Origin of the sequence: Acinetobacter uliginosus (assembly GCF_044130295.1) — a bacterium.
In the GTDB taxonomy this organism is placed as follows: Bacteria; Pseudomonadota; Gammaproteobacteria; order Pseudomonadales; family Moraxellaceae; genus Acinetobacter.
In genome coordinates this window covers 1-20,889 of the sequence record NZ_JBIQOC010000082.1, presented here as the reverse complement: position 1 = coordinate 20,889, position 20,889 = coordinate 1, and the positions used below count along the sequence as shown (strand labels likewise).

At 42.0% G+C, this 20,889-nt stretch carries 24 protein-coding genes and 1 pseudogene; 10 read left to right on the top strand and 15 right to left on the bottom strand.

The window, feature by feature from the left end:
* The first annotated feature begins 659 nt into the window (after positions 1-659).
* From ACE01T_RS14100 to ACE01T_RS14090, 3 genes are read left to right on the top strand one after another with little or no spacing between them, the layout of a single operon-like run.
* Positions 660-1,232: a nuclear transport factor 2-like protein gene (locus tag ACE01T_RS14100; protein WP_171263254.1), complete on the top strand. Its 573-nt coding sequence runs from the start codon at positions 660-662 to the stop codon at positions 1,230-1,232.
* A complete protein-coding gene (locus ACE01T_RS14095; protein ID WP_395519499.1) occupies positions 1,208-1,708 on the top strand; it encodes a chalcone isomerase family protein in 501 nt (166 codons plus the stop codon). Before ACE01T_RS14100 ends, ACE01T_RS14095 begins: the two co-directional genes overlap by 25 nt.
* An 11-nt stretch (positions 1,709-1,719) precedes the next feature.
* A complete protein-coding gene (locus tag ACE01T_RS14090; protein ID WP_086197543.1) occupies positions 1,720-2,406 on the top strand; it encodes a response regulator transcription factor in 687 nt (228 codons plus the stop codon).
* 5 nt (positions 2,407-2,411) lie between these two features.
* Here ACE01T_RS14090 and ACE01T_RS14085 read toward each other — a convergent pair whose 3' ends face one another.
* From ACE01T_RS14085 to ACE01T_RS14050, 8 genes are all read right to left on the bottom strand, one after another.
* Positions 2,412-3,746 carry a sensor histidine kinase gene (locus ACE01T_RS14085; protein ID WP_086197544.1) on the bottom strand — a complete coding sequence of 445 codons (1,335 nt, stop codon included), beginning with the start codon at positions 3,744-3,746 and terminating at the stop codon, positions 2,412-2,414.
* A 39-nt stretch (positions 3,747-3,785) separates the two neighbouring features.
* Entirely contained in the window at positions 3,786-4,835 is a 1,050-nt protein-coding gene (locus ACE01T_RS14080) for an SAM-dependent methyltransferase (RefSeq protein WP_086197545.1), read from the bottom strand.
* 8 nt (positions 4,836-4,843) lie between these two features.
* Complete coding sequence (locus ACE01T_RS14075) at positions 4,844-5,623, bottom strand: DUF1295 domain-containing protein (protein WP_086197546.1); 780 nt, start codon at positions 5,621-5,623, stop codon at positions 4,844-4,846.
* 25 nt (positions 5,624-5,648) lie between these two features.
* On the bottom strand, positions 5,649-6,845 hold the full coding sequence (locus ACE01T_RS14070) for an SAM-dependent methyltransferase (RefSeq protein ID WP_086197547.1): 1,197 nt from the start codon (positions 6,843-6,845) through the stop codon (positions 5,649-5,651).
* Positions 6,842-7,636: a DUF1365 domain-containing protein gene (locus tag ACE01T_RS14065; RefSeq protein WP_111885228.1), complete on the bottom strand. Its 795-nt coding sequence runs from the start codon at positions 7,634-7,636 to the stop codon at positions 6,842-6,844. The genes ACE01T_RS14070 and ACE01T_RS14065 overlap by 4 nt, the downstream gene beginning before the upstream one ends.
* Positions 7,636-8,928: an NAD(P)/FAD-dependent oxidoreductase gene (locus ACE01T_RS14060; RefSeq protein WP_395519498.1), complete on the bottom strand. Its 1,293-nt coding sequence runs from the start codon at positions 8,926-8,928 to the stop codon at positions 7,636-7,638. The genes ACE01T_RS14065 and ACE01T_RS14060 overlap by 1 nt, the downstream gene beginning before the upstream one ends.
* Positions 8,925-9,911 (bottom strand): acyl-CoA desaturase, encoded by a 987-nt coding sequence (locus ACE01T_RS14055; RefSeq protein ID WP_395519497.1) that lies wholly within the window; start codon positions 9,909-9,911, stop codon positions 8,925-8,927. The genes ACE01T_RS14060 and ACE01T_RS14055 overlap by 4 nt, the downstream gene beginning before the upstream one ends.
* Positions 9,912-10,049: 138 nt before the next feature.
* Positions 10,050-10,598, bottom strand: coding sequence for a lipocalin family protein (locus ACE01T_RS14050; protein WP_395519496.1), 549 nt, complete (start codon positions 10,596-10,598; stop codon positions 10,050-10,052).
* A 307-nt stretch (positions 10,599-10,905) separates the two neighbouring features.
* Between ACE01T_RS14050 and ACE01T_RS14045 the strand changes: the two genes are divergently transcribed.
* Positions 10,906-11,103: a hypothetical protein gene (locus tag ACE01T_RS14045; protein WP_180044177.1), complete on the top strand. Its 198-nt coding sequence runs from the start codon at positions 10,906-10,908 to the stop codon at positions 11,101-11,103.
* A 296-nt stretch (positions 11,104-11,399) separates the two neighbouring features.
* On the opposite strand, the pseudogene ACE01T_RS14040 reads toward ACE01T_RS14045, so the two are convergent.
* From ACE01T_RS14040 to ACE01T_RS14030, 3 genes and pseudogenes are all read right to left on the bottom strand, one after another.
* Positions 11,400-12,604: pseudogene (locus ACE01T_RS14040) on the bottom strand (alpha/beta fold hydrolase).
* A gap of 196 nt (positions 12,605-12,800) precedes the next feature.
* Positions 12,801-13,199: a hydroxyisourate hydrolase gene (gene uraH / locus ACE01T_RS14035; RefSeq protein WP_180082265.1), complete on the bottom strand. Its 399-nt coding sequence runs from the start codon at positions 13,197-13,199 to the stop codon at positions 12,801-12,803.
* A 26-nt stretch (positions 13,200-13,225) separates the two neighbouring features.
* Complete coding sequence (locus ACE01T_RS14030; RefSeq protein ID WP_395519501.1) at positions 13,226-13,702, bottom strand: GlcG/HbpS family heme-binding protein; 477 nt, start codon at positions 13,700-13,702, stop codon at positions 13,226-13,228.
* A 121-nt stretch (positions 13,703-13,823) separates the two neighbouring features.
* On the opposite strand from ACE01T_RS14030, the gene ACE01T_RS14025 reads away from it, so the two are divergent.
* Positions 13,824-14,495 (top strand): heavy metal response regulator transcription factor, encoded by a 672-nt coding sequence (locus ACE01T_RS14025; protein WP_395519495.1) that lies wholly within the window; start codon positions 13,824-13,826, stop codon positions 14,493-14,495.
* Positions 14,492-15,865: a heavy metal sensor histidine kinase gene (locus ACE01T_RS14020; RefSeq protein ID WP_395519494.1), complete on the top strand. Its 1,374-nt coding sequence runs from the start codon at positions 14,492-14,494 to the stop codon at positions 15,863-15,865. The genes ACE01T_RS14025 and ACE01T_RS14020 overlap by 4 nt, the downstream gene beginning before the upstream one ends.
* Positions 15,866-15,994: 129 nt before the next feature.
* Here ACE01T_RS14020 and ACE01T_RS14015 read toward each other — a convergent pair whose 3' ends face one another.
* Complete coding sequence (locus tag ACE01T_RS14015) at positions 15,995-16,486, bottom strand: GNAT family N-acetyltransferase (protein WP_180044179.1); 492 nt, start codon at positions 16,484-16,486, stop codon at positions 15,995-15,997.
* Positions 16,476-16,742, bottom strand: a complete 267-nt coding sequence (locus ACE01T_RS14010) for a type II toxin-antitoxin system TacA family antitoxin (protein WP_166171925.1) — start codon at positions 16,740-16,742, stop codon at positions 16,476-16,478. Before ACE01T_RS14010 ends, ACE01T_RS14015 begins: the two co-directional genes overlap by 11 nt.
* A 633-nt stretch (positions 16,743-17,375) precedes the next feature.
* Here ACE01T_RS14010 and ACE01T_RS14005 point away from each other — a divergent pair.
* The 3 genes from ACE01T_RS14005 (at position 17,376) to ACE01T_RS13995 (ending at position 18,183) form a co-directional block, all read left to right on the top strand.
* The gene (locus ACE01T_RS14005; RefSeq protein WP_019837890.1) at positions 17,376-17,591 is read left to right on the top strand and encodes a cold-shock protein; all 216 of its coding nucleotides are present in this window, start codon (positions 17,376-17,378) and stop codon (positions 17,589-17,591) included.
* 102 nt (positions 17,592-17,693) lie between these two features.
* The gene (locus ACE01T_RS14000; protein ID WP_004761266.1) at positions 17,694-17,921 is read left to right on the top strand and encodes a hypothetical protein; all 228 of its coding nucleotides are present in this window, start codon (positions 17,694-17,696) and stop codon (positions 17,919-17,921) included.
* Between the two features lie 64 nt (positions 17,922-17,985).
* Positions 17,986-18,183, top strand: a complete 198-nt coding sequence (locus ACE01T_RS13995) for a hypothetical protein (protein ID WP_019837892.1) — start codon at positions 17,986-17,988, stop codon at positions 18,181-18,183.
* 19 nt (positions 18,184-18,202) lie between these two features.
* On the opposite strand, the gene ACE01T_RS13990 is transcribed toward ACE01T_RS13995, so the two are convergent.
* Both ACE01T_RS13990 and nudC read right to left on the bottom strand, forming a co-directional pair.
* Positions 18,203-18,310, bottom strand: coding sequence for a helix-turn-helix domain-containing protein (locus ACE01T_RS13990; RefSeq protein WP_373423532.1), 108 nt, complete (start codon positions 18,308-18,310; stop codon positions 18,203-18,205).
* A gap of 188 nt (positions 18,311-18,498) precedes the next feature.
* Positions 18,499-19,272: an NAD(+) diphosphatase gene (gene nudC / locus ACE01T_RS13985; protein WP_180044183.1), complete on the bottom strand. Its 774-nt coding sequence runs from the start codon at positions 19,270-19,272 to the stop codon at positions 18,499-18,501.
* A gap of 178 nt (positions 19,273-19,450) precedes the next feature.
* On the opposite strand from nudC, the gene ACE01T_RS13980 reads away from it, so the two are divergent.
* Complete coding sequence (locus ACE01T_RS13980; RefSeq protein WP_395519500.1) at positions 19,451-20,770, top strand: glycosyltransferase family 39 protein; 1,320 nt, start codon at positions 19,451-19,453, stop codon at positions 20,768-20,770.
* Positions 20,771-20,889 lie beyond the last annotated feature (119 nt).

Here is a 20,889-nt window from a genome sequence, read left to right as displayed (position 1 = left end):
AAAGCACTGTAATAAAGGCGATATTTGATTTTTTATGGCTATCGCCACTCGCTTATATCCCCCACCTGACTGTCGGTGGGGGTCTTACGCTCGATGAAGATAAATGACTCTCTTTCGCGGAAAATTGTGGCTCGGCAGGTGTTTTTAAAACGAGATATTGAAATACTTTTTGCGCCCAAGTGATATGTAGCCGAATGCCCTCATCGATCTCGATCAGTGCTGCATTTTGAGAGTTTTTAGTGTGATGTAATTGATCCATAGAAAAGAGTATCTCAAATAAGCGTATTGAATAGGTTGAACAACAGGTCATTTACAGCATTTAAAACTTCATCTCGGCAAGCATCCAGATAAACTATTGATCTAACTTTTATTTTACTTGATTTGTGGTCTTTTATTAAGTTGAATTTAAGATAAGAGCGATGTGAAAAAGTATAAATCCGAGCTGAATAAATGGACTTAGCCCGCCCATAGCAGGACATACAGTGCCATTTTGGGCTCTCTTTCATCATGCGGTATGATGAATGATTTTTAAGCCCGTCTTTCTTAAAAGAAAAGGTTAGAATCGCCCGATCCTAACACTAGGGACAGCTTTGCTCTTCACATTCTGTTCACGACTCTTTATCTAGAGTAAATACATGAATTTAAGACGGGCAGTGATAATGAAACATGTTAAGAAAATAATGGCAGCGGCCTTGTCCTTACCTCTACTAGCCTTGGCTGGATGTCAAAGTATTCCCAGTTATTCGAATGATTATGCAAAATCCAGAAGCGCTGTTCAGGGGGTAGCCCTGGATGAGGCCAAAGCGCTGGATATTGGCACCCGCTTTACCTCAGCATTTAATACTTTGGGCACACCGGCTTTTGTAGAACGAGCTGGCTCGCTGTATGCTGATCCGCTGTTTATTAACGATACCTTGTCGCAGTTTTCATCCCGGCAAAATCTAGTCCAGCATTTTCAGGGCATGAACAAACGGGTCAGTAAGGTCAGTGTCAAGCTGTTAAATACTTCTTATCATCAGGACTCTGCCTATGTGCACTGGCATATGGCCTATGATTTTAAAATGTTCGGCACGACCCGCAGTATGGACTCTTTTGGCATCAGTGAAATCAAGATCAACCGGGACAACAAGATTATTTTCCAGCAGGATTTCTGGGACCCTGCCAATGGCCTGTACCGTTCCCTACCTTATGTCGGAGGAGCCTATTCATGGCTACTGCCTTTCAAAAAATAGCCATCAGCACGGCGTTACTGATGGGATGTAGTTTCAGTCCATGGGTGCAGGCGCAAAGCTTGAATCAATGTGGCAATGGCCCGCTGATGGTGGGCCAAAAACAGGTCGGTATGGCCAGTTATTTTGCCCAAAACTGTAGCCAGTCCTGGAAAGAGCAGACGATCCAGATGGACTTTTCCTATACCCAGAATATTCCCGAATGGGCATTTAAGCGTGCAGCCATACATCTGCTCAAGCGTAATGTCAAAGACCCCAACATCCAGGCTATTTTCAATCCGATCAGCGATTTGTATCGTCCGGTCAGATCAGGTGATCTGTACCGCTTGAAATACAGCCATGCCACGCAAACCCTGAGTTTATCCCTCAACCGGAAAAATTTAGGGCAGCTGCAGCATCCGCTGGCCCAGCAATATTTTAATAAATGGCTTGGTCCACAGCCATTTAGTGCTAAATTAAAACAGCAATTATTAAATTAGTATCCGTGACTATGTCCAAACATTTTATCCTCATGGTCGAAGATCATTACGAACTGGCCTCTACCTTATGCGAGTTTCTGGAAGAACATGGTTTTGTGGTAGATCATGCCCGCAATTTGAATGCTGCGCGTCAGTTACTCAAGCAGCAGCGCTATCATATCTTGCTTCTAGACATTAACCTGCCGGATGGTTCCGGTTATGAACTGTGTGAATGGCTGCGTCATGAAGAAGGTCTGGACTTGCCAGTGCTGATGCTCACTGCTCGTGATACCTTAGATGATAAGCTCAAAGGCTTCAATTCCGGCACGGATGATTACCTGGTCAAGCCGTTTGACTTTAACGAGTTGGTGGTGCGGGTCAAAGCCCTGATCAAGCGTTCGCTGGGAGAAGTCTCTAGTAGCCGTCTGCAAATTCACGATCTGATCCTGGATCCGGCCAGACAGCAACTGACCCGGGCTGGTCAGACCATTGAACTGCCTCCAATTCAGTTTAAACTGCTTAAACTGCTGATGCGCCATTCACCTAAAGTGCTGACCAAACAGGAAATCATGATGGAACTCTGGGGCGATGAAGAACCGGAAAGTGATGCTTTACGCAGTCATATTTATAATCTGCGTAAGATGGTCGACAAGCCTTTTGAGCAGAAGCTGATTCATACTATATCTGGTGTCGGTTTAAAAATCGCTTTAGACGCTTAAGCTTTTCAAGCGGAAACCTCGTTTAAATACACCACCACAATCAGTCCGGTAGTCATCGCCAGATCAACATCCTGATGGGTGCTAAGATAATACTGCCGGTCAAACAGCTCCACCCGCCAGCCCAACTGCTTGCACAGCTTCTGTACCAGTTGCAGGCCAATGCCATGTCCTTTGATTTCCAGTTGCAGCTGCTGTCCAGACAGCTCCTGGACTTTGGCATTATTCGGCAAAGGAATCCCGACCCCATTATCGGCAATCAGTACTTTATTTTTTTGCAGAATCACATCAATTTCTGTGCCTTGCGAATAGTTCAGCGCATTACGCAGAATATTGCCAAACACCATTTTGGTCATCGATGGATAAAGTTTACGCGGCTGCTCATCGAGGTCTTTTTGCAGGTCAATCTGCATGCCTTTGTTATGGCTAACGCTGTCCAGATCCTGCACCAGATTGTCCAGTAACTGGGACAGCATGCTCGGTTCTGCACTTAAAGTATTGGTGGTATTGCGGGCGATAGCCAGCAAAGTATCGACCAGCAGTTGCATGTCTTCAATGGTATTGTGCAGGCGGGTAAAGGACTTGTTGTCGCCATAGCGTGCCTGACACAGCTGCACATTGCCCTTTAAAATGGTCAGTGGCGTGCGCAGCTCATGGCTGACATCACCGGTAAACTCGCGTTCACGCTGAATAAACTCGCTTAACACCTGATGATATTTTTCTAATGCCTGCTTGAGATATTCCGCTTCCAGATTGGAGTCGGTACGGATGTCCTGAAACGGCGAAGCCTGATTTTTCTGGTGTTCCCAGTCAATATGCTCCAGCGCATTGGCCAGGCGGGTAATCGGGGAAAAATAGCGCCGCGCACGGCGATTCCACCACCACAGCACGCTATACAGCACAAACAGGCTGACCATCAGCGGTGCCAGGCCAAACAGCCAGACCAGCTTGTTGACGTTGCTTTCACCAAACACCAGCAGCACATGCTGTCCGTCTTTTTCACCATAAACGGTCATGCGCTCTTTGCCATCGACAAAATGCCGGTTCACCCCTTGCTCAAGCTGCATGTGGCGAAATTGGACCGGCGGCACATCGTTCCAGCGGTAACCATACAGGTTTTTGGTGTCGGGCAGTTCAGCAGCTGGATTACGTTCCAGCCGCTGCCAGTAGTGTGACATTTCCTGTTCCAGCGCAGTTCTGAGCAAGGAACCCTTGATTACCCAGGCACTACAGGCAATCCCGATCACCACAGACAGGGCAATGAATCCGATTTGCAGCCAGTAGTAGCGGTTAAACACCTCACCCAAAGGATGATCGCGTTTGTCCCTAAACAGCCTTAACATTGGTCTATTCCCCGCTGGCCCATCCGATTCATCGTTCAATTATATGACTTTTTTCTTAAACAGAAAGTGGCCGATCACCCATTCACGTCCATGGTCATAACCAAACAGTTCGGCACAGGCCATAAAGAAAATTCGCCAGCGCTGCCACCAGATTGCAGCATCTGCACCATAGGTCTGTTCAAACAGGGGCTGTAGCTCGACCTGCTTTTGGTCCATATTCTCCAGCCAGGCATTTGCGGTGCGTTCATATTGGGTGCCTGCCCATTGCCAGTGCTGTTCCAGCTGCAAATGCTGCTGGAAATGCAGGAAGGTTGAGGCTGCAGGCATCAGACCGCCACTAAAGAAATATTTTGACATCCAGTCAAATTCATTTTTCACTTCAAACGGATAATGCAGGAAACGGTGACAGAAAATATGGCACCACAGCAAGCCATCTGCTTTCAGCCAGGTGCTAATATTTTCAAACAGTTTTTGGTAATTACGTACATGTTCAAACATTTCCACCGAAACCACACGGTCGAAAGAAGCGGCTTCCAGTTGCAGTACATTGACGTCGCAGGTAATCACGGTCAGGTTATCCAGTTTTTTCAGATTGGCCTGTTCTTGAATGTACTGGCGCTGGGTCGAGGAGTTCGACACCACAGTAATGCGAGCCTTGGGATAATGTTCCGCCATGTACAAACTGAAAGAACCCCAGCCACAGCCTATTTCCAGAATATCCTGTCCATCCTGCAACTGTGCACGCTGGCAATAGCTGGCCAGTGCCGCTTCTTCCGCCTGATCCAGTGTGGTATGTGCGTGTTCAAACAGGCTGGCGCTGTATTTCAGACGTTTGCCCAGTACTGCCTGGAAAAATGCGGTGGGCAGTTCATAGTGCTGCTCATTGGCTTTGTCGGTCTCGATGGCAATCTCGCTGTTTTTTAGCATATGCAGCACATCCATATAGCGCTGTGCCGCCAGTGCCGGGTCGAAGCGTCCTTCCTGTGCCAGGCGTTTTTTGCTTAAAGTACGAATGCCGGTCCGAATCACCGGATCGGGCAGTTTGCCACTTTCGATCAGTTTTAAAGATTGTTGAATCATAAAGTCCATGTATTTACCTACTCTTTGGGTGGCCACGGAATAAACATTGAAGTTCGTCGTTGATAGTCTTTATAGTTGTCGCCGCGATGTGTCAGCGCCTGTTGTTCACTAAAGGGAATACCGGTGATGTAGTACAGAAACAGCCACATCAACAGTGGATACAGCCATAATTCATAAACACCTGCCGCCAGACCGAGGATTGGATAGGCAAACCAGTGCAGCCATTCAAAGAAATAGTTTGGATGGCGTGAATATCTCCATAAGCCTTGGTCCAGGGTTTTGCCTTGGTTTTGTGGATTCAGTTTGAAACGGTAGAGTTGCTGGTCGGCCGTGCTTTCCCCCATCAGGGCCAGCAGCATGATCATGCCTGCCACAAATACCGTAGCCTGTGTCCAGTCATTCCACTGCTGGATTGGAATGCTCAGTAGCTCAAGCATCGGATAGGAAAACAGCACCACCAGACCGGCCTGAAACATAAAAAAGGCCAGAAAACCGAGATGCTGATAATCGCCCATGGCCCGGCGCATATTGGCATAACGGGTATCTTCTGCAGTTTCATTGGCATAACGGCGCAGTAGATGCCAGGTCAGGCGTAAAAACCAGATGCCGCTAAACACGCCCAGAAAAACCCGAACCAGCAGCGGTGCAGTTTCCATGACCCAGGCCGAGATAATGACGTTGAGTGCAATACCAAAGCTCCAGGCCACATCGACCAGTCCGGCACGCTGGTTATAGATCACCAGCAGCCAGCTACAGAACATGATAAAGACATTCAGCACCAGTAAATTCAGCAGCATGTCAGCCCTCCTGTTTTATCTCGGCTTAATAAGCACTGGCTTCGAACAGCAGATGCACATCACTGATCACGCCTTCGCGGAAGCCACCTTCGCAATAACACAGATAAAAATCCCACATGCGGATAAAGCGCTCATCAAAGCCGAGTTGCAGCACCTGATCACGCTGCTCCAGAAAACGCTGACGCCAGCAGTTTAGGGTTTGGGCATAGCTCTGACCGATATCTTCCAGATGCTTGAGACGCAGTTTTTGTTCGGAAGCGGCTTGGGTCATGACACTAATACAGGGAATAAAACTGCCCGGGAAAATATAGCGCTTGATATAGTCCACGGTATTCAGGGCTTTGGCATAGCGTGCATCTTCAATGGTAATGGCCTGAATCAGGGCCAAACCGTTCGGTTTTAGCAATTCACGGCATTTACGGAAATAGGTCGGCAAATACTGCTCACCTACTGCCTCGATCATTTCAATCGACACCAGCTTGTCGTATTTGCCTTCCAGTAGACGGTAATCTTTCAGCTGGACAGTGACGCGATGTGATAGTCCGGCTGCAGCGACCCGGGCCACGGCTTCATCATACTGTGCCTTGGAAATGGTGATGGTGGTGACTTTACAGCCATACTGCTGCGCGGCATAAATGGCAAAACCGCCCCAGCCACTGCCAATTTCGACTAAATGATCCATCGGTTTCAGCTTGAGTTTCTGGCAGATCAGCTCTTTTTTATAATCCGAAGCCTGTTCCAGACTCATACCCGGCTCTTTAAATACCGCACTGGAATACATCATGCTGCTATCCAGGAACAGCTTGAAAAAGTCATTGCTCAGGTCGTAATGCTCGGCAATATTTTTGCGGCTGCCATCAATCGAATTCTTGCGCGATTTGTACCAAGCCTTTAACAGCAACTGGCTGGCCTTGGCCACTGCATTCTGATTCATCCGGTCCAGTACATCGCGGTTACGTGCCAAAATGCGGATCACATCCACCAGATCTTCACTGCTCCAGTAACCGCGGATAAAACCTTCTGCCGCACCAAGCACACCATTACGGAACAACAGTTCCATCAGACGGGTATCATGCACCTGAATCACGGCCTGCAGATCACTGTTTTCGCCGACTGTCCCGTTCCAGACGCCTTTAAAAATCAGCTGACCATGCCGCAATTTCAGCAAATGACGCAATATCACTGGCAGTGTGCTTTGCTCTCCCATTAACAGTGTTTTCATCGCAATGTGTTTCCTTTTTCTTTTTTAGGATGTCGGTAAAACGGAATTTTCTTTTTCCATAAACGGAAGGCATGCAGATAAATTCCGCTGACCATCCTGAAGGGTTCAAGAACTTTCAACACAGCATAGCGATACTGCTGTGAAGGAACCGTGATGGCCTGCAGAGAAAATTTCAGGGTGGCATCAAATTGCAGCACGCCCTGCTGAAACAGCTGCATATGAATCACGTTCTGCTGATCAGAGAAGCTGAAGCGCCAGCGGTAATCCAGTACCATCGGCATGAACGGTGATACATGAAAGGCCTTTTTAAAATCAAACTGGTGACTCTGGTACGGCGCATATTCAGTTGCATTGTGCCGGCAGTCATGGATATAGACCTGACGTTCATTCCACGGTGTATTGGTAATTTCACTCAGTACAAAGAGCAATTGGTCGGTGGCATCAAAGACCAGATAAAACACCACAGAATTAAAGCGAAAGCCGAGTGTGCGTGGCAAGGCCAGAACCCGGATAGACGCGGCATGCGGTAATAGGTAGTTTTCCCGCTTGATCAGCAGGCGTGCGACCTTCTGCCGAATCGAACCACATTCCATGGTCAGAAAATCCCGCTCATCCAGGGTCAGGAAATTCCAGTGTCTGGAAGACCAGAGCCAGGATTTTTGGGTAAAGCTTGAGAGTTGATCCGGATCAAACCAGAGATAGGTCAGTTGGCTCTCAAAAGCATGGGCTTTGGGCAGGTAACGGCGATGCCGGATTTCGGCAGCGGCGATCGCCAGTGGATACATCTGCATCATGCGCTCCTAGCTGCCTGCTCGGTCTGCTGCAATAGCTGATCGACTACCCATGAAGCGCTACGTGCCCCATCCTCATGAAAGCCCCAGCCCCAGTAAGCGCCACAGTAGGAGGTGCGGTTCTGAGTATTGACCTCGGCCCAGCGTTGTTGTGCTTCAATCGCCGGGGCATCAAACACCGGATGACGGTAATGCCGTTCTACCCAGACTTTTTTAGGATCCAGGGCAAAATTAGGATTCAGGGTGGCAAAGACCTGGGTTTTGCATTGCAGGTTTTGCAGCTGGTTCATCCAGTAACTGAAACCATAGTGCATACCACTGTGCTGGAATGGGGTCTGTTCGGTGGCCTGACTCGGGGTCACATGCACATGCCAGCTGGCCCATTGGCGACGGGATTTGGGCATGATGCGGGTATCGGAATGCACCACCATGCGGTTATCCTGATAGCGGAACTTGCTCAGTACGTCCAGCTCCTGCGCGGACGGGTCTTTCAGTAACTTCAGGCTGTCGTCAGCATGGCTGGCAAATACGACCCAGTCAAAACGTTCGCTGCCTTGTTGAGTTTCAACCAGCACATCATTGGCACTACGGGATACATGCAGAACACCCGTTTTGCGGAAGCTAATATTGGCCTGGGACTGAATCGCACGAACGTAGCGAGCCGATCCACCCTTGACCGTGAGCCATAACGGCCGGTCTTTTAGCTGCAACATGCGATGATGCTGGAAAAAGCTCACCACAAACTTATAGGGAATCTGTCCGGCTTGCTCCACCGGACAGGACCACAGTGCCCCGCACATCGGGTAGAGATGCTCCTGACGGAAGGCTTGGGAATAGCCATGCTGATTCAGATACTCATCAATACTGAGTTGTGCATTAACCTGTTCCACATCCATATCTTTATTGGCCGCATAGAAACGGAACAGATCCGACAACATCGCGCGAAAATCTGCATTCAGAAAATTTTGTGGGCGGAAAAGCAGGGAGAATTTTTTTGAAGGATTGTACTGTAAGCCGCTGACCTGATTATTCACGGAAAAGCCCATGTCACTGCTTTGCGATTGAATCCCGAGTTCTTTTAGCATCGCGCAAAACAGCGGATAGTTATGCTCGTTAAACACAATAAAGCCACTGTCCACTGCAATCTGTTCGCCGTCTATATTCAGTTGATGAGTATCGGTATGGCCGCCAAAGTAATTATTCTTTTCAAACAGCGTGACCTCATGCACTTTGCTGAGTTTCCAGGCGGCATACAAACCGGAAATACCTGAACCAATAATCGCAATTTTCATGGTGATTCCTTTGATTGAATCGTGTGAGTGCCTGCCGAAGCGGCTTTTTTCTGTTTTCGAGCTTGGCTAATTTTACTGGCTTCATAGACCCGTGCTGGAATTGGCTTGAGTCCCCAGACCAGCCCGAACCAGGACATGAGTTTCAATAGGTAATAGGTCACATCAATTTGCCACCAGTAAAAACCTTGCCGGGTACTGCCAGCATAATAATGATGGTTGTTATGCCAGCCTTCGCCCAAGGTAATAATGGACAGAAATAAATTGTTGCGGCTGTGATCTTCAGTGTCAAAATCCCGGCTGCCATAATGATGCGCCAGTGAATTGATACACAAGGTGGCATGGATCAGTAACACGGTAGAGATGACAAAGCCCCAGACCAGCAATTGCAGGCCGGACGTATCGAGTTGCGGCCAGGTGATGGCCAGCCATTCCCCTAGTGCATAAATTCCGCCTGCGGTCAGCAGCACCACAATTAAACTGAAACGGTCCAGCCAGATCAGTTCCGGATATTTCAGCCAGTCCTTAATGACTTCTTTACGCGTGGCAAAATTATATTCATTTAAAAACCAGCCGACGTGGCTGTACCAAAAACCATGCGTCGAGGAATGCGGATCTTGCAAGGTATCGGTATAGCGGTGGTGATAACGGTGATGCGCCGCCCACCATAGCGGACCACGCTGTGCACTCATGGTGCCAATCAGCACAAACAGGAACTGCACCGGACGCGAGGTCTGAAAAGTTTTGTGTGACAGATAGCGATGGAAAAAAGCGGTGATGGAAAACATGCGGATCAGGTAGAACAGCAGCATAAATCCCAGCGCAAACCAAGACACTCCCACCCAGAACACGGCGAGACAGGCCAGATGTAATAGAATAAAGGGTAAAATCCTCAGCCACTGAATCTTACTGTTTTCAGTTGTCAGTGTTTTGGGCTGTGTGGGTGTAGACCAGCTGTCTATCCATCGCATCAGACTTTTCAACATGGACTCATCCTACTTTCAAGCGATTGTCTTTATTCTATTTGATGAGTGTAATCAGTCAGATATGAATTTTATGTGAAGTAAATAAAAAAAAGCCGAACTGTGTAGAGAGCGTGGTCAGTTCGGCAAAAGGGTAACAGATTAATGCGGCAATTTGATCAGTTTTGTCACGTCATAACCATAATGTTTTGCAGTTTCCAGATAGGATTGATAAGTGGCTTCATCCAGTTGCGGTTCACGCGACAAGATCCACAGGTATTTGTTACTTGGCCCACCTACCAGTGCCACTTTATATTCTGGGTCTACTCGTAATACCCAGTAATGACCTTTGCTAAATGGCATCCATCTTAAAGCTTGAGGCAAAAAGCTGACCTTCAGTTTGCTGTTGCCCTTATTTTGCGGATAGGCAATACCTTCAGAGCTGATCATCTCACCATTGGCAATCCGGCAACTATTCAAAACACGCATGGTTTGATCGGTATTAACGCTATATTGTGCAGAGATATTCGAGACACATTTACGCTGAAAATACATCGGTAAATGCGCAATTTCATACCACTTGCCTGCATACTGCTCGATATCTACCTGATCGACTGCCTGAGGTGCAACAGTTTCTGCTCGAGTCGTTGTACTTAAGCTCATGATGGCAAGTGCTGTCGCTGCAAAAACAGATTTAAATAGCATCTTCATTTTTTAGCCTTGTTGTATTCTAGGCTTAAGATAACCTAGGTGGGTGTGAACAAAGCGTGAAGACAAAATGGTGAAATTCAGTATTAGTGATTGAATAATTTAAGCTGGATTAATCTTATTGTCCGTACAATAACTCTATCAAATGGAGCGTAAAACTGTAAGCATTCGCTGAGCCCCACTTTTTTATCTGCTCAACATCACGATACTGTCCACGTAAAATGAACTGGACAGCTATTTATGGATTTAAGGACAGTCAGATAAGGTATATACTTTACAACAACAGCTAGACTCACCTAGGAGCAGGCAAATGCCTATCAAATTTGTAATCCGATTCACTAGTATTTTAGTTTCATTATTAATTTTGGCTGCTCTTGTCAACCAGTTTTTATTTTCAAGTCAAGTAACAATTGACGTATGGATCCTTTCATTCCCCATTATTGTGGGTGTTCCAATTTTTGCATCTATTATCTCTGCAACAGATAATGAATTAAATCAATCCCACTAATTAGTGTATTTACATGAATTGATAAAGTAGTGATCTAATCGCTGAAAAATTCATTATAAATTATAAGATGTAATGCCAGTCAGTTAAGAAATTGACTGGCATTTTCTTGGATATTTCTGTGGTTTGATCATAAACGTCCGCAGCATCCTCTGTTACAAGAGAAGTTTTATCATTTAGTAATAAAAAACTATTTATCATCATATTGATTTACTTCAATTTTTTATATTTAAAATTGAAATGCTAAATTTTAATTCTGTATAAGAGTTTTTTGAGTTCAAACTCTTGGATCTACCATACTATTTTACGCTGCAGGTATTTACAGATTTCCTTTCTTCAACTGAATTAATAAAATTTCCAATCAGGAATTCACTTTGTCTTAAGGAGTCACGATGGTCGCCTTCTTTCAAAGGATAAAACGCAATAGGTTTTCCTACCTGGCAGATTTGTTGATAGTAGGCATAAGTACCGCGTGAATCCACTAACTGATCTTTCTCACCCTGAACAACCATAACTGGCACAGTGGGTATCATATTCTCAATAGACTGCTTCTTTAAATAATTGGTCAAAGGGGCTAGATTTACATTCGGTTTAAAGACAGTTTTAGGGGCTTGCTTCAGATCAGATTGTAATTCTGATAAACAGCGACCGCGTGCCAGATTAAGAATTTCCCCCATTTCTGGGCTAACTAAATTCGCTGGAGCAAGATTAGGATCTGCAGCTTCCGCCCCGAGAAGAACGATTGGAAAAAATGCTGCAACACTGGTGTCGATTTGAGAGTGAGTTGCCACATATTCCGCAATTCCTTCATATTGATAACCGCCTGGAGCAAGGGCAATTGCCCCACGTAAATTAAGTTCAGGTGCGTCTTTTGTCCATATGCCGCAACAGCAAGAGATGCAGCACCTCCTTGGCTATGCCCCATGACATACCAATTTTTATTAAATTTATAAGGCTTTAAATAGTGAGTTGCCCTTACAGCATACACTACAGTATGCAATTGACTTTGAGCATTTATATAGGGATGTCCACTGGGTGTACCTAAACCCTGATAGTCTGGTGCGACTACTGCATATCCACGAGCAAGCCAGGCATTCAAAGCTTTTGCCGCTATTTGTTGATAAATATGAACAGGTCCATCCACATAATCACTCGAGGGAGCACAAGTATCGGCAACACCTGTTGTACCATGCGCCCATGCTAAAATAGGCCAACCTTCTTTTGGCGCTTTTCCTTTGGGTAGTAAAATAAATCCAGAAGCTACAATGGGTTCTGATTGTATGCCGCGACTTCGATAGGTAATTAAGAAGCGTTGTGATGCATTTGAAAATAGATCGGTATTTTGTGCTTGTATGGATAACAAAGTGCCGGGGTTTGTACTTGCCACAGTCGGTAAGTGAGCTGTATCGTGAGATGATATTAGTGGAGAGGCAATTGCAGATGTAGAACCTAAGCAGATGCAACCTAACGTCATATTCAGAACATGATTTTTTATTTTAATCATGAGAATGCACTCCATTTTTATAAATTTAATTTTGAATATATGAGTATTTTCACTACCATATTTGATCACAATCCATTGTGAAAATTTTGTAATAAGGTAATAGCCCTCAAATGAGGGCTATTACCTATAAGCACCATTATATTAAGTGATACTAAGCTCTAATCTCATACAAGTTAGAGCTTTTATTTTTCTCAGCTTAGTTACCTCGATAGGTTGAATATCCATAAGGGCTAAGCAGTAATGGAATATGGTAGTGTTTTACTGAACCATCTGTTTGGAAAATCACCGGAACTTCAGGGAAGAAAGAATTTTGATTATTTTTCTTAAACCAGTCTCCTGTTTTAAACGTGACTTTGTATATTGCATTATCTAAAGTTTTATTTTCTGGAAATAATGCCGTTACGCGGCCTTGCTCATTGGTTTTAGCTTCTGAAATCTGTATCCATTTTCCATTTTTCTGTTCTTCCAAAGTAACCTTTACATCAGGTGAAGGCAATCCACTTTCCAAGTTAAGTACATGCACACTTAAAGGATTTTGCGCCATTACCCAACTTGAAATAAATAAACTTCCAGCGAATAAAAATAACTTGTTCATATGAATTTATCCTGAATTAAATTGATTTAAATTTGTTTGAGTGTGATTTCTATACCCAGTTGTGCGCATTGATCATCTTGAATTGACCCACCTGCACCGGCTACACCAACTGCACCTAATAACTGACTTTTATAAACGATGGGCACTCCTCCACCTAAAAGTAATAATTCAGGTAAGCTGGTTAAATTCTGTGAATCAACATTCTTCTGGGCATTACGCATAAATTGTAAGGTAGTCACCTTGCTTGAATATGCGGTAAAAGCTTTCCTTTGCGCTGCGATTAAATTATGTATACCCACAGTTTCATGCCGTTGACTTGCCAGGACATTGCCACCCTGATCTAAGACCACTACAGCCGCAGGTTTAGCAGTAGTGCTACATGCTTGCATGACATTGGTTGCCAGTTGATTGGCGAGGTTTAGATCCATGACATAGCTGGTTTTAGGAGCTGAATATGTGATTGAACTAAATAGAAGTACTGGAATAAATAGAAGTTTTTTCATCATTTCTATTAAGCTAAATGAAGAGATAAATTAGCTTATATAAAATAAACTCACTATTGCATGACAATCAGATTACGAATTTGTAATGTAGGGATAGACAAATCCATATAATATTATTTAGATGCAGATACTTATTATTGAAGATGAAACCAAAATTGCTGAATTTCTAGCAAAAGGTTTAAATGAATCCGGCTATTTAGCCAGTATTGCTCATGATGGATTAACAGCACTCAGGTTGTTTGAAGAAAAAAACTTTGATTTAGTAATTTTGGATGTCATGTTACCTGAAATTGATGGTTGGCAAGTATTAAAGACCCTAAGGACTTTTTCTAAAATTCCGGTACTTATGCTGACTGCGAAAGATCATGTTCTGGATCGAGTTAAAGGTTTAGAACTAGGTGCAGATGACTATTTAATTAAGCCTTTTTCTTATATTGAGCTATTGGCACGGGTCAAAAGTCTGTTACGACGCAGTGTAAAAACAGAGTCTGAATATTATCAGGTTGAAGATTTAATTTTATATCGGCTTGAACGTACTGTTGATCGGAACCAACAGAAAATCGACTTAAGCGCTAAAGAATTTTCACTCTTAAACTTATTAATGCAACATCAAGGTGAGTTGTTAACCCGATCGCAAATTGCATCTGAGGTATGGAATATTAATTTTGATACGGACACCAATGTGGTAGATGTCGCTATTCGCCGCTTGCGTGCCAAAATTGATGACCATTTTCAGCCAAAATTAATTCATACTGTTCGCGGTATGGGATATCGTTTAAGCGTAAATAAATGAAAAATCAGCTAATGCAGCTCAGCTTAACAACACGTTTAAGTATTTCCTTCAGTATTGTTTGTTGCACTGTATTTTTTGCTATTGGTTTACTTTCTTATCACAACATGCAACACCTATTAGCCAAACAACGGGATCAGAATTTAACTGCACGTGTTGAACGCATCGAAATTTTTTTACAGGATCAAGAAAGTTTTCAGATTTTAGTTCAACACCCTCGTCTGTATGAAAACATGCTGGGGAAAGAAGATAATCTTTTAATCTTAAGAAACCAACAACACGCCTTAATTGAGATTAATCCACTGAAAGTTGCTATTCCCACTATGGCGGAATCAAAAACCATTACCTTTCTGGATAATCAATCTAAATTTGCCACAACCCGTTTGGCTTATAAAACTGTTATTTTTAATAATCAACATTACCAACTGATTGCTGGCACACAACTTGATGAAGCTCAATCTACTCTAGATCAATATTTACGGAAATTGATTCTTTATAGTTTATTGGGCATTGTCATGGCAAGCCTGCTCGGACGTTGGGTGGGTCTGTACTTACTCAAATCTTTAAATAATTTGATTGAGCAAACACATAAAATTCAGGGCACTCACCCACATCAGCGAATCGAAACTAAAAGTACTACCGTTGAAGTTGAGCAACTCCGTTCAGCAATGAATGCGATGTTAGAAAAAATTCAAATTAATTATGATCAATTGGCCCGGTTTTCCGAAGATATTGCCCATGAACTAAGAACCCCCTTAAATAATTTAATGGGTCAAACACAAATTATGCTCATGCAATCTCGATCACCCCAAGAACTGGAGCAGCTTTTATATTCTCATCTTGAGGAATATGAACGACTCAGTAAGATGATAAACAATATGTTGTTCATCGCTCGTTCTGAACACAGCGATTATATTATTGATAAAGAAAATATTGATTTATCCAACCTTATTTTAGAATTGGTGCATTATTTTGAATTCTTAGCTGAAGATAGACAAATGAAATTTGTTTTGGAGTTAGAACAAGGAATTCAAATATATGGTAATGAAGATTTATTAAAAAGAGCGCTATCTAATCTTCTAATCAATGCCATTGATTATGGATTCGAAAACCAAGACATTGTAATTACAACAAAATCTACAGCAGACTATGTCGATATTGAAGTGTTAACTAAAAATATTTTTATTGATAAACAGCATTTGAATCATTTATTTGAGCGTTTCTATCAAATTGATAGTAGTCGACATTCCAAAGCAAAAACTGGTGGTTTAGGGCTATCAATAGTTAAATCCATCATGATGTTACATAATGGGGAAGCAAATGTACATAATAGTCAACAAGGGGTTGTCTTTCGTTTAAGGATTAAATATTAAGCGATTATTGAAAAATTATAAAAATAAGAATTTGATCTTGTGGATGTTTTAGACCATCTAAAATTAACTTGAATCTCTTATTCTTGTTCCTAATCTACTAGTCACTCCTGTTGCTAGTAGACTACTACTTTAATTAAAATTAGGTATTTCACTCACTGGATATATTAATGTTAATGGATTTGATGTTAATGAAATAAAGCCGAAACGCTGATAAAACTCCATCGCTTTTTGATCTTTGGCATGTATGACAACAAAATTAACACCAATAATTTGAGCAACTTTTGAAACTTGTTTAAGAGCATGTGCTAAAAGCACTTTTCCAATTCCTCGCCCCTGAATTGGTTGATCAACGGCAAAGCGACCTACAACCACACAAGGGAGTGGATAACGAGGTAATCGTTTAGTGAGAACAGCATCAACTACATCGAATCCTATAGAGGCACTTGATAGACAATAAAATCCTTTCACCTGTGTATCATCGTCATCAATCGCTACATACGTTTTACTTGTTCCTGATTTCTGATGTTGGGATGCGTATTGTTTTATGAACTTATTTAAATCATCTTGCCCACAATTAAATGATTTTTTTTGATGATGGGCTTGTAAAACCTCAATCTTCATCCAATAAACTCATTAAATTTTTCATCTCATCATTTGCAGGGCGTGGGTTTTCAAGCATGTTCATTAACATATCACGATCAGCATTATTCACTTTTAACTCATGATTAGATTTAAGTAATTCTTTTGCTCGTTCAAATGAGGATTGGATCATAAAGGAACTCACACTGAGACCCAATAAATTCGCAGCTTGTTCAATCACATTTTTTGCATCTACTGTTGACCGAACATTGATTCTTTCTGTTGCTAAGTTAGCCATATTTTTTACCAATAAGTACATCAGTTTGATGTACAAATTATAGCAGATTAAGGTAGTGCTTCAAGATTCAAATTTACATATTTTGTTTTGAAATATTTGAATGGAAAATCAGTGGGCTACTATGAACCAAAAATGAGTAGAATTTAGTCCTACCCTTGGTTCGGGGGATTTTTTCTGACATCTCGTAATTATTAATATAGAGTCAAATTTGAAGGCTGATATAAGCTTAAGCTTTGTGCATATGTAAAAAAATCATCATTCCTGAAATTAAAAACATCAATATTATTATTACAGAACTATATAATCGCATTCATTTACTGGTCAAATTTATCGGCCAATTAGATTAACTTTGTTTGGTTATAATTACAATAAAATATATAAATCAGTCAGATAACTAGATTTTTAATAAGATAATTAAATATACATATAAAAAAACTTGATTATTCCTGTTTTTAGGGTATAGTTAACTCAACTAGAAAAAAGTCTTGTTTCATTAAATCTCTCTTAAGTATCGTCGTTTTATTCATAATTCTTCGTTTTTTTCAGATTTTAAGTTTCATTATTTATTATTTTCAAAGTTATATTCAGTCACTAAAATGACTAAAAATTATTAAAAAATCAGTAGGATTTATTATGTCAAACTCAAATGTTGTTAAAGGTACCGTTAAGTGGTTCAATGAAACTAAAGGTTTTGGTTTTATTCAACCAGAATCAGGTCCAGATGTTTTTGCGCACTTCAGCGAAATTGCCAACTCAGGTTTTAAAACCTTATTTGAAGGCCAACAAGTTGAATTTAGTATTGCTCAGGGTCAAAAAGGCCCGAATGCAGTCAATATTGTTGCCATATAAGCACTAATACGAGTTGAAAAAGCACTACTCAGTGCTTTTTTAATTTTAAAGAAAAAGTTGTTTTTCCATATTGGAAAAAAAATCATAAAAATAGGATACAAATTGTTAAAAGTTAATGAATTAATTGCAAAATCTAAAAATGGTACTGAAATTATCGTTTCTTTAATTCCTTTAAATAAAATGCAGAATACACGTCAAGGTTTTAAAGAAATTGAAGTGGGTAAAAGAGTTTTGCTGGAATCGGGAATTGAGGTAGATTTAAATTTAGATGGTCGTACATTTTATACGTCTTTAAATCAATTATTTAAGCTAAATCAAAAAGTTATTTAAAAAATAATATATTGCTTAATTAATTGAATAGCCGCTCTGCCATAATCTTATTAAAGGTAAACTAATGTTTAAACAAAATCTAAATGTAAAAGACCAATTCGGTATCAAATATTCTATTCAGGCCACGGTTGAGCGCCATTTTAGTGCTAGCCAGTCTTGTTCCCATGTCAAATATATTACTGTGGATGGTGAAGATATTCGCCCCAGCTTTGAAATGTTTTTCCAAAGTACTTCTAGCGGAAAAATTTTCAAGATTATTTAAGTCAATGAACTACTCGCAGCTAAAGCAACGAGTTTCCATATGTGGTTAATCTCGCATACCCCATCCACTGGCTCAGAATTAACTTCTGTTTCTGAGTTAGATATGCTTCAAATTTAACACCTGAAATTATCAGTAAATTTACTATTTAGATACTTGAATCCAATACTATTTTAGCTAAAAAAAAGCCAAAAATCTAAATAATATCTATATATTAACATTTTATATATTTTATGATTGATATAATAATTTTAAATTTCTAGTGGCTTAACTCGCCCTTAAAAGAGCGAGAATGCGCCACTAAATTTGTTCAAAATTTCAAAGCCATTCTTTGCTGTCATCTGCAACAGGCGTTCCATGCATCACATGCTGAATCATGGCATAGGCGATACTGCCCTTGAACGGAATCTCAGGGAACTGATCAAATTTGAAAAATTGCGCATCGCTGAGTTCATTTTCTTGAATCTGAATTTCCCCTGCGTGATATTCTGCCTTGAAGGCCATCATCAGATTGCTGGGAAACGGCCACGGCTGACTGGCTAGATATTGAATATTTTTGATTTGCAGCCCCACTTCTTCCAGCGTTTCACGGCGTACTGCCTCTTCCAAGGTTTCTCCAACTTCGACAAATCCGGCAATCAGGCTGTACATCTGGGTTTTGTTGCGGGCATTTTTTGCCAGCAGAATTTCATCTGTACCTCGGGTAATGATAGTAATGACACAGGGATTCACCCGCGGATATTGGTTATAGCCACAGGATGGACAGACCATGGCATACTGGGTGGCATGCTGCTCGGTGGCGTGACCACATTTACTGCAAAAGCGGTGATTACGGCGCCATTCCAGTAACTGTACCGCACGGCTGGCCTGTTCAAACTGTAGTCTGCTCCAGACTTGCACCAATTGTCTGATCGGCACCAGCTGATAACCTTCCGGCACCGGTTCATCTTCTTTCAGATCACGGGCAATGATCTCGCCATTTTCCGACAGGTTCAGGTCGTGCTGCAGTCTTTCTACCTGCGGCAACTGAAAATGGTCATCCACCAGTAATTGCTGCTGTCTAAAAATATACGCTTTTGAATGCATGCTCATACGATCCCCTGATTAAAAAAAATCCCATACAGAGGGGTGTATGGGACAAAACTAAGGAAGCTTACATGGAGTAACTTCTACCCAGATACTAGGCGCAAGCTGCCTGAATTACAACCATAATAATTTGTATCTTTTTGATTAAAATCACATAATTTTCACACCACCTATGAATTAAGGAATCATTGTTATTATTCTGGCCACCAGCCTGCTGTTTTTTGGTAGCAGTCAGTACGTCAACCATGACTTGCTGGTTGCCTGCTGGATGACAATTACCGTATTCTGTTTTGCTGACTATACCCTTTCCGGCAAAAAGTACATTCTGTTTATTGGTTATGTTGCCTGTGCCCTAGGCTTTTTAACCAAAGGTTTAATTGGTGTGCTCATTCCAGGTATGGTGATTTTGCCTTGGGTACTATTTACCAAGCAATGGAAAAAAATCCCATCCCTGTTACATCCAATTGGTTTACTGATTTTCCTGACGATTGCCATGCCATGGATTTATCTGGCTCATCTCAAGTATCCGGCATTCCTGCAATACTTCTTTATTGACCAGCAATTTAGCCGCTTCAGTTCCGATCAGTTTAACAACCAGCAACCATGGCCATTTTATCTGCTTTGCTTGATGTTCAGCTTTTTGCCTTGGTTATTTGTTTCACAGTTCAAGTTTTCTAAACAAGCTTTAACCCAGCAACTTAGTCAGCCAATTTTTATCTTGGTGGTATGGTGGTTTATCTCTGTCACGGTATTTTTCTCTATTCCACCATCAAAACTGGTAGGTTACATTTTGCCAGCAACTGCTCCTTTAGCGATCTTAATTGCCACTATGGTTGATAGTGTACTAGCAAATCAGCGTGCTAATAAATTTCAGATATGGTCACCTACATTTTTTGTCCTAATTATTGGTATTGCTTTTGCAACATTACCGGTATGGGCACAGGATAAATCGTTCCTGAATAATGTGAATATGGAACAACTGTACTGGCTCGGCGGCTCGGTTATCATTTCCATTATTTTATTCATGCTTGCTTATCAAAAGCAGCTTATTTCTCATTTCAAACTGGTGTTGGCTGCAGTTGTCGTGCTATGTATGAGCATCAGTTTTGGTGTGAAAATTCTGGATCAAAAAAACAACGCCACCCAAGTTTCATTCCAGAAATATATAACGCCTGATGCGACCATCGCATTTTACAACTATTATTTTTACGATGTGCCATTCTTGATGAATTTACAAAAACCTGTATATCTGGTGGATGACTGGGAACATGTTGGTCTCGACAGTTCTGCATTTCAAATTAAAGATGGTCTTCTGTTTGAACCTGAACGTAAACAGTATCTCTGGTCTGAAAAAAATCTTGCTCAGAAAGTACAATCAGGACAACCGGTCGTGATCTTGGCTCGTACCAACTCTTATAAAAATAGCAATCCTCATGCTCAAGTATTGCACTACCGTAACTATGATGTGTATTTCTTGAACTATCCTCAACAGGTACAAAAATAATATTGGACTATTACTAGGGCGTGTCCTCATTTGGCTTTGCACCAAATAAATATGCAGGCTATACGGATCATAGATTTATAATTGCGTGCTAGTTTATCAAATCGAGTTGCAATAGCACG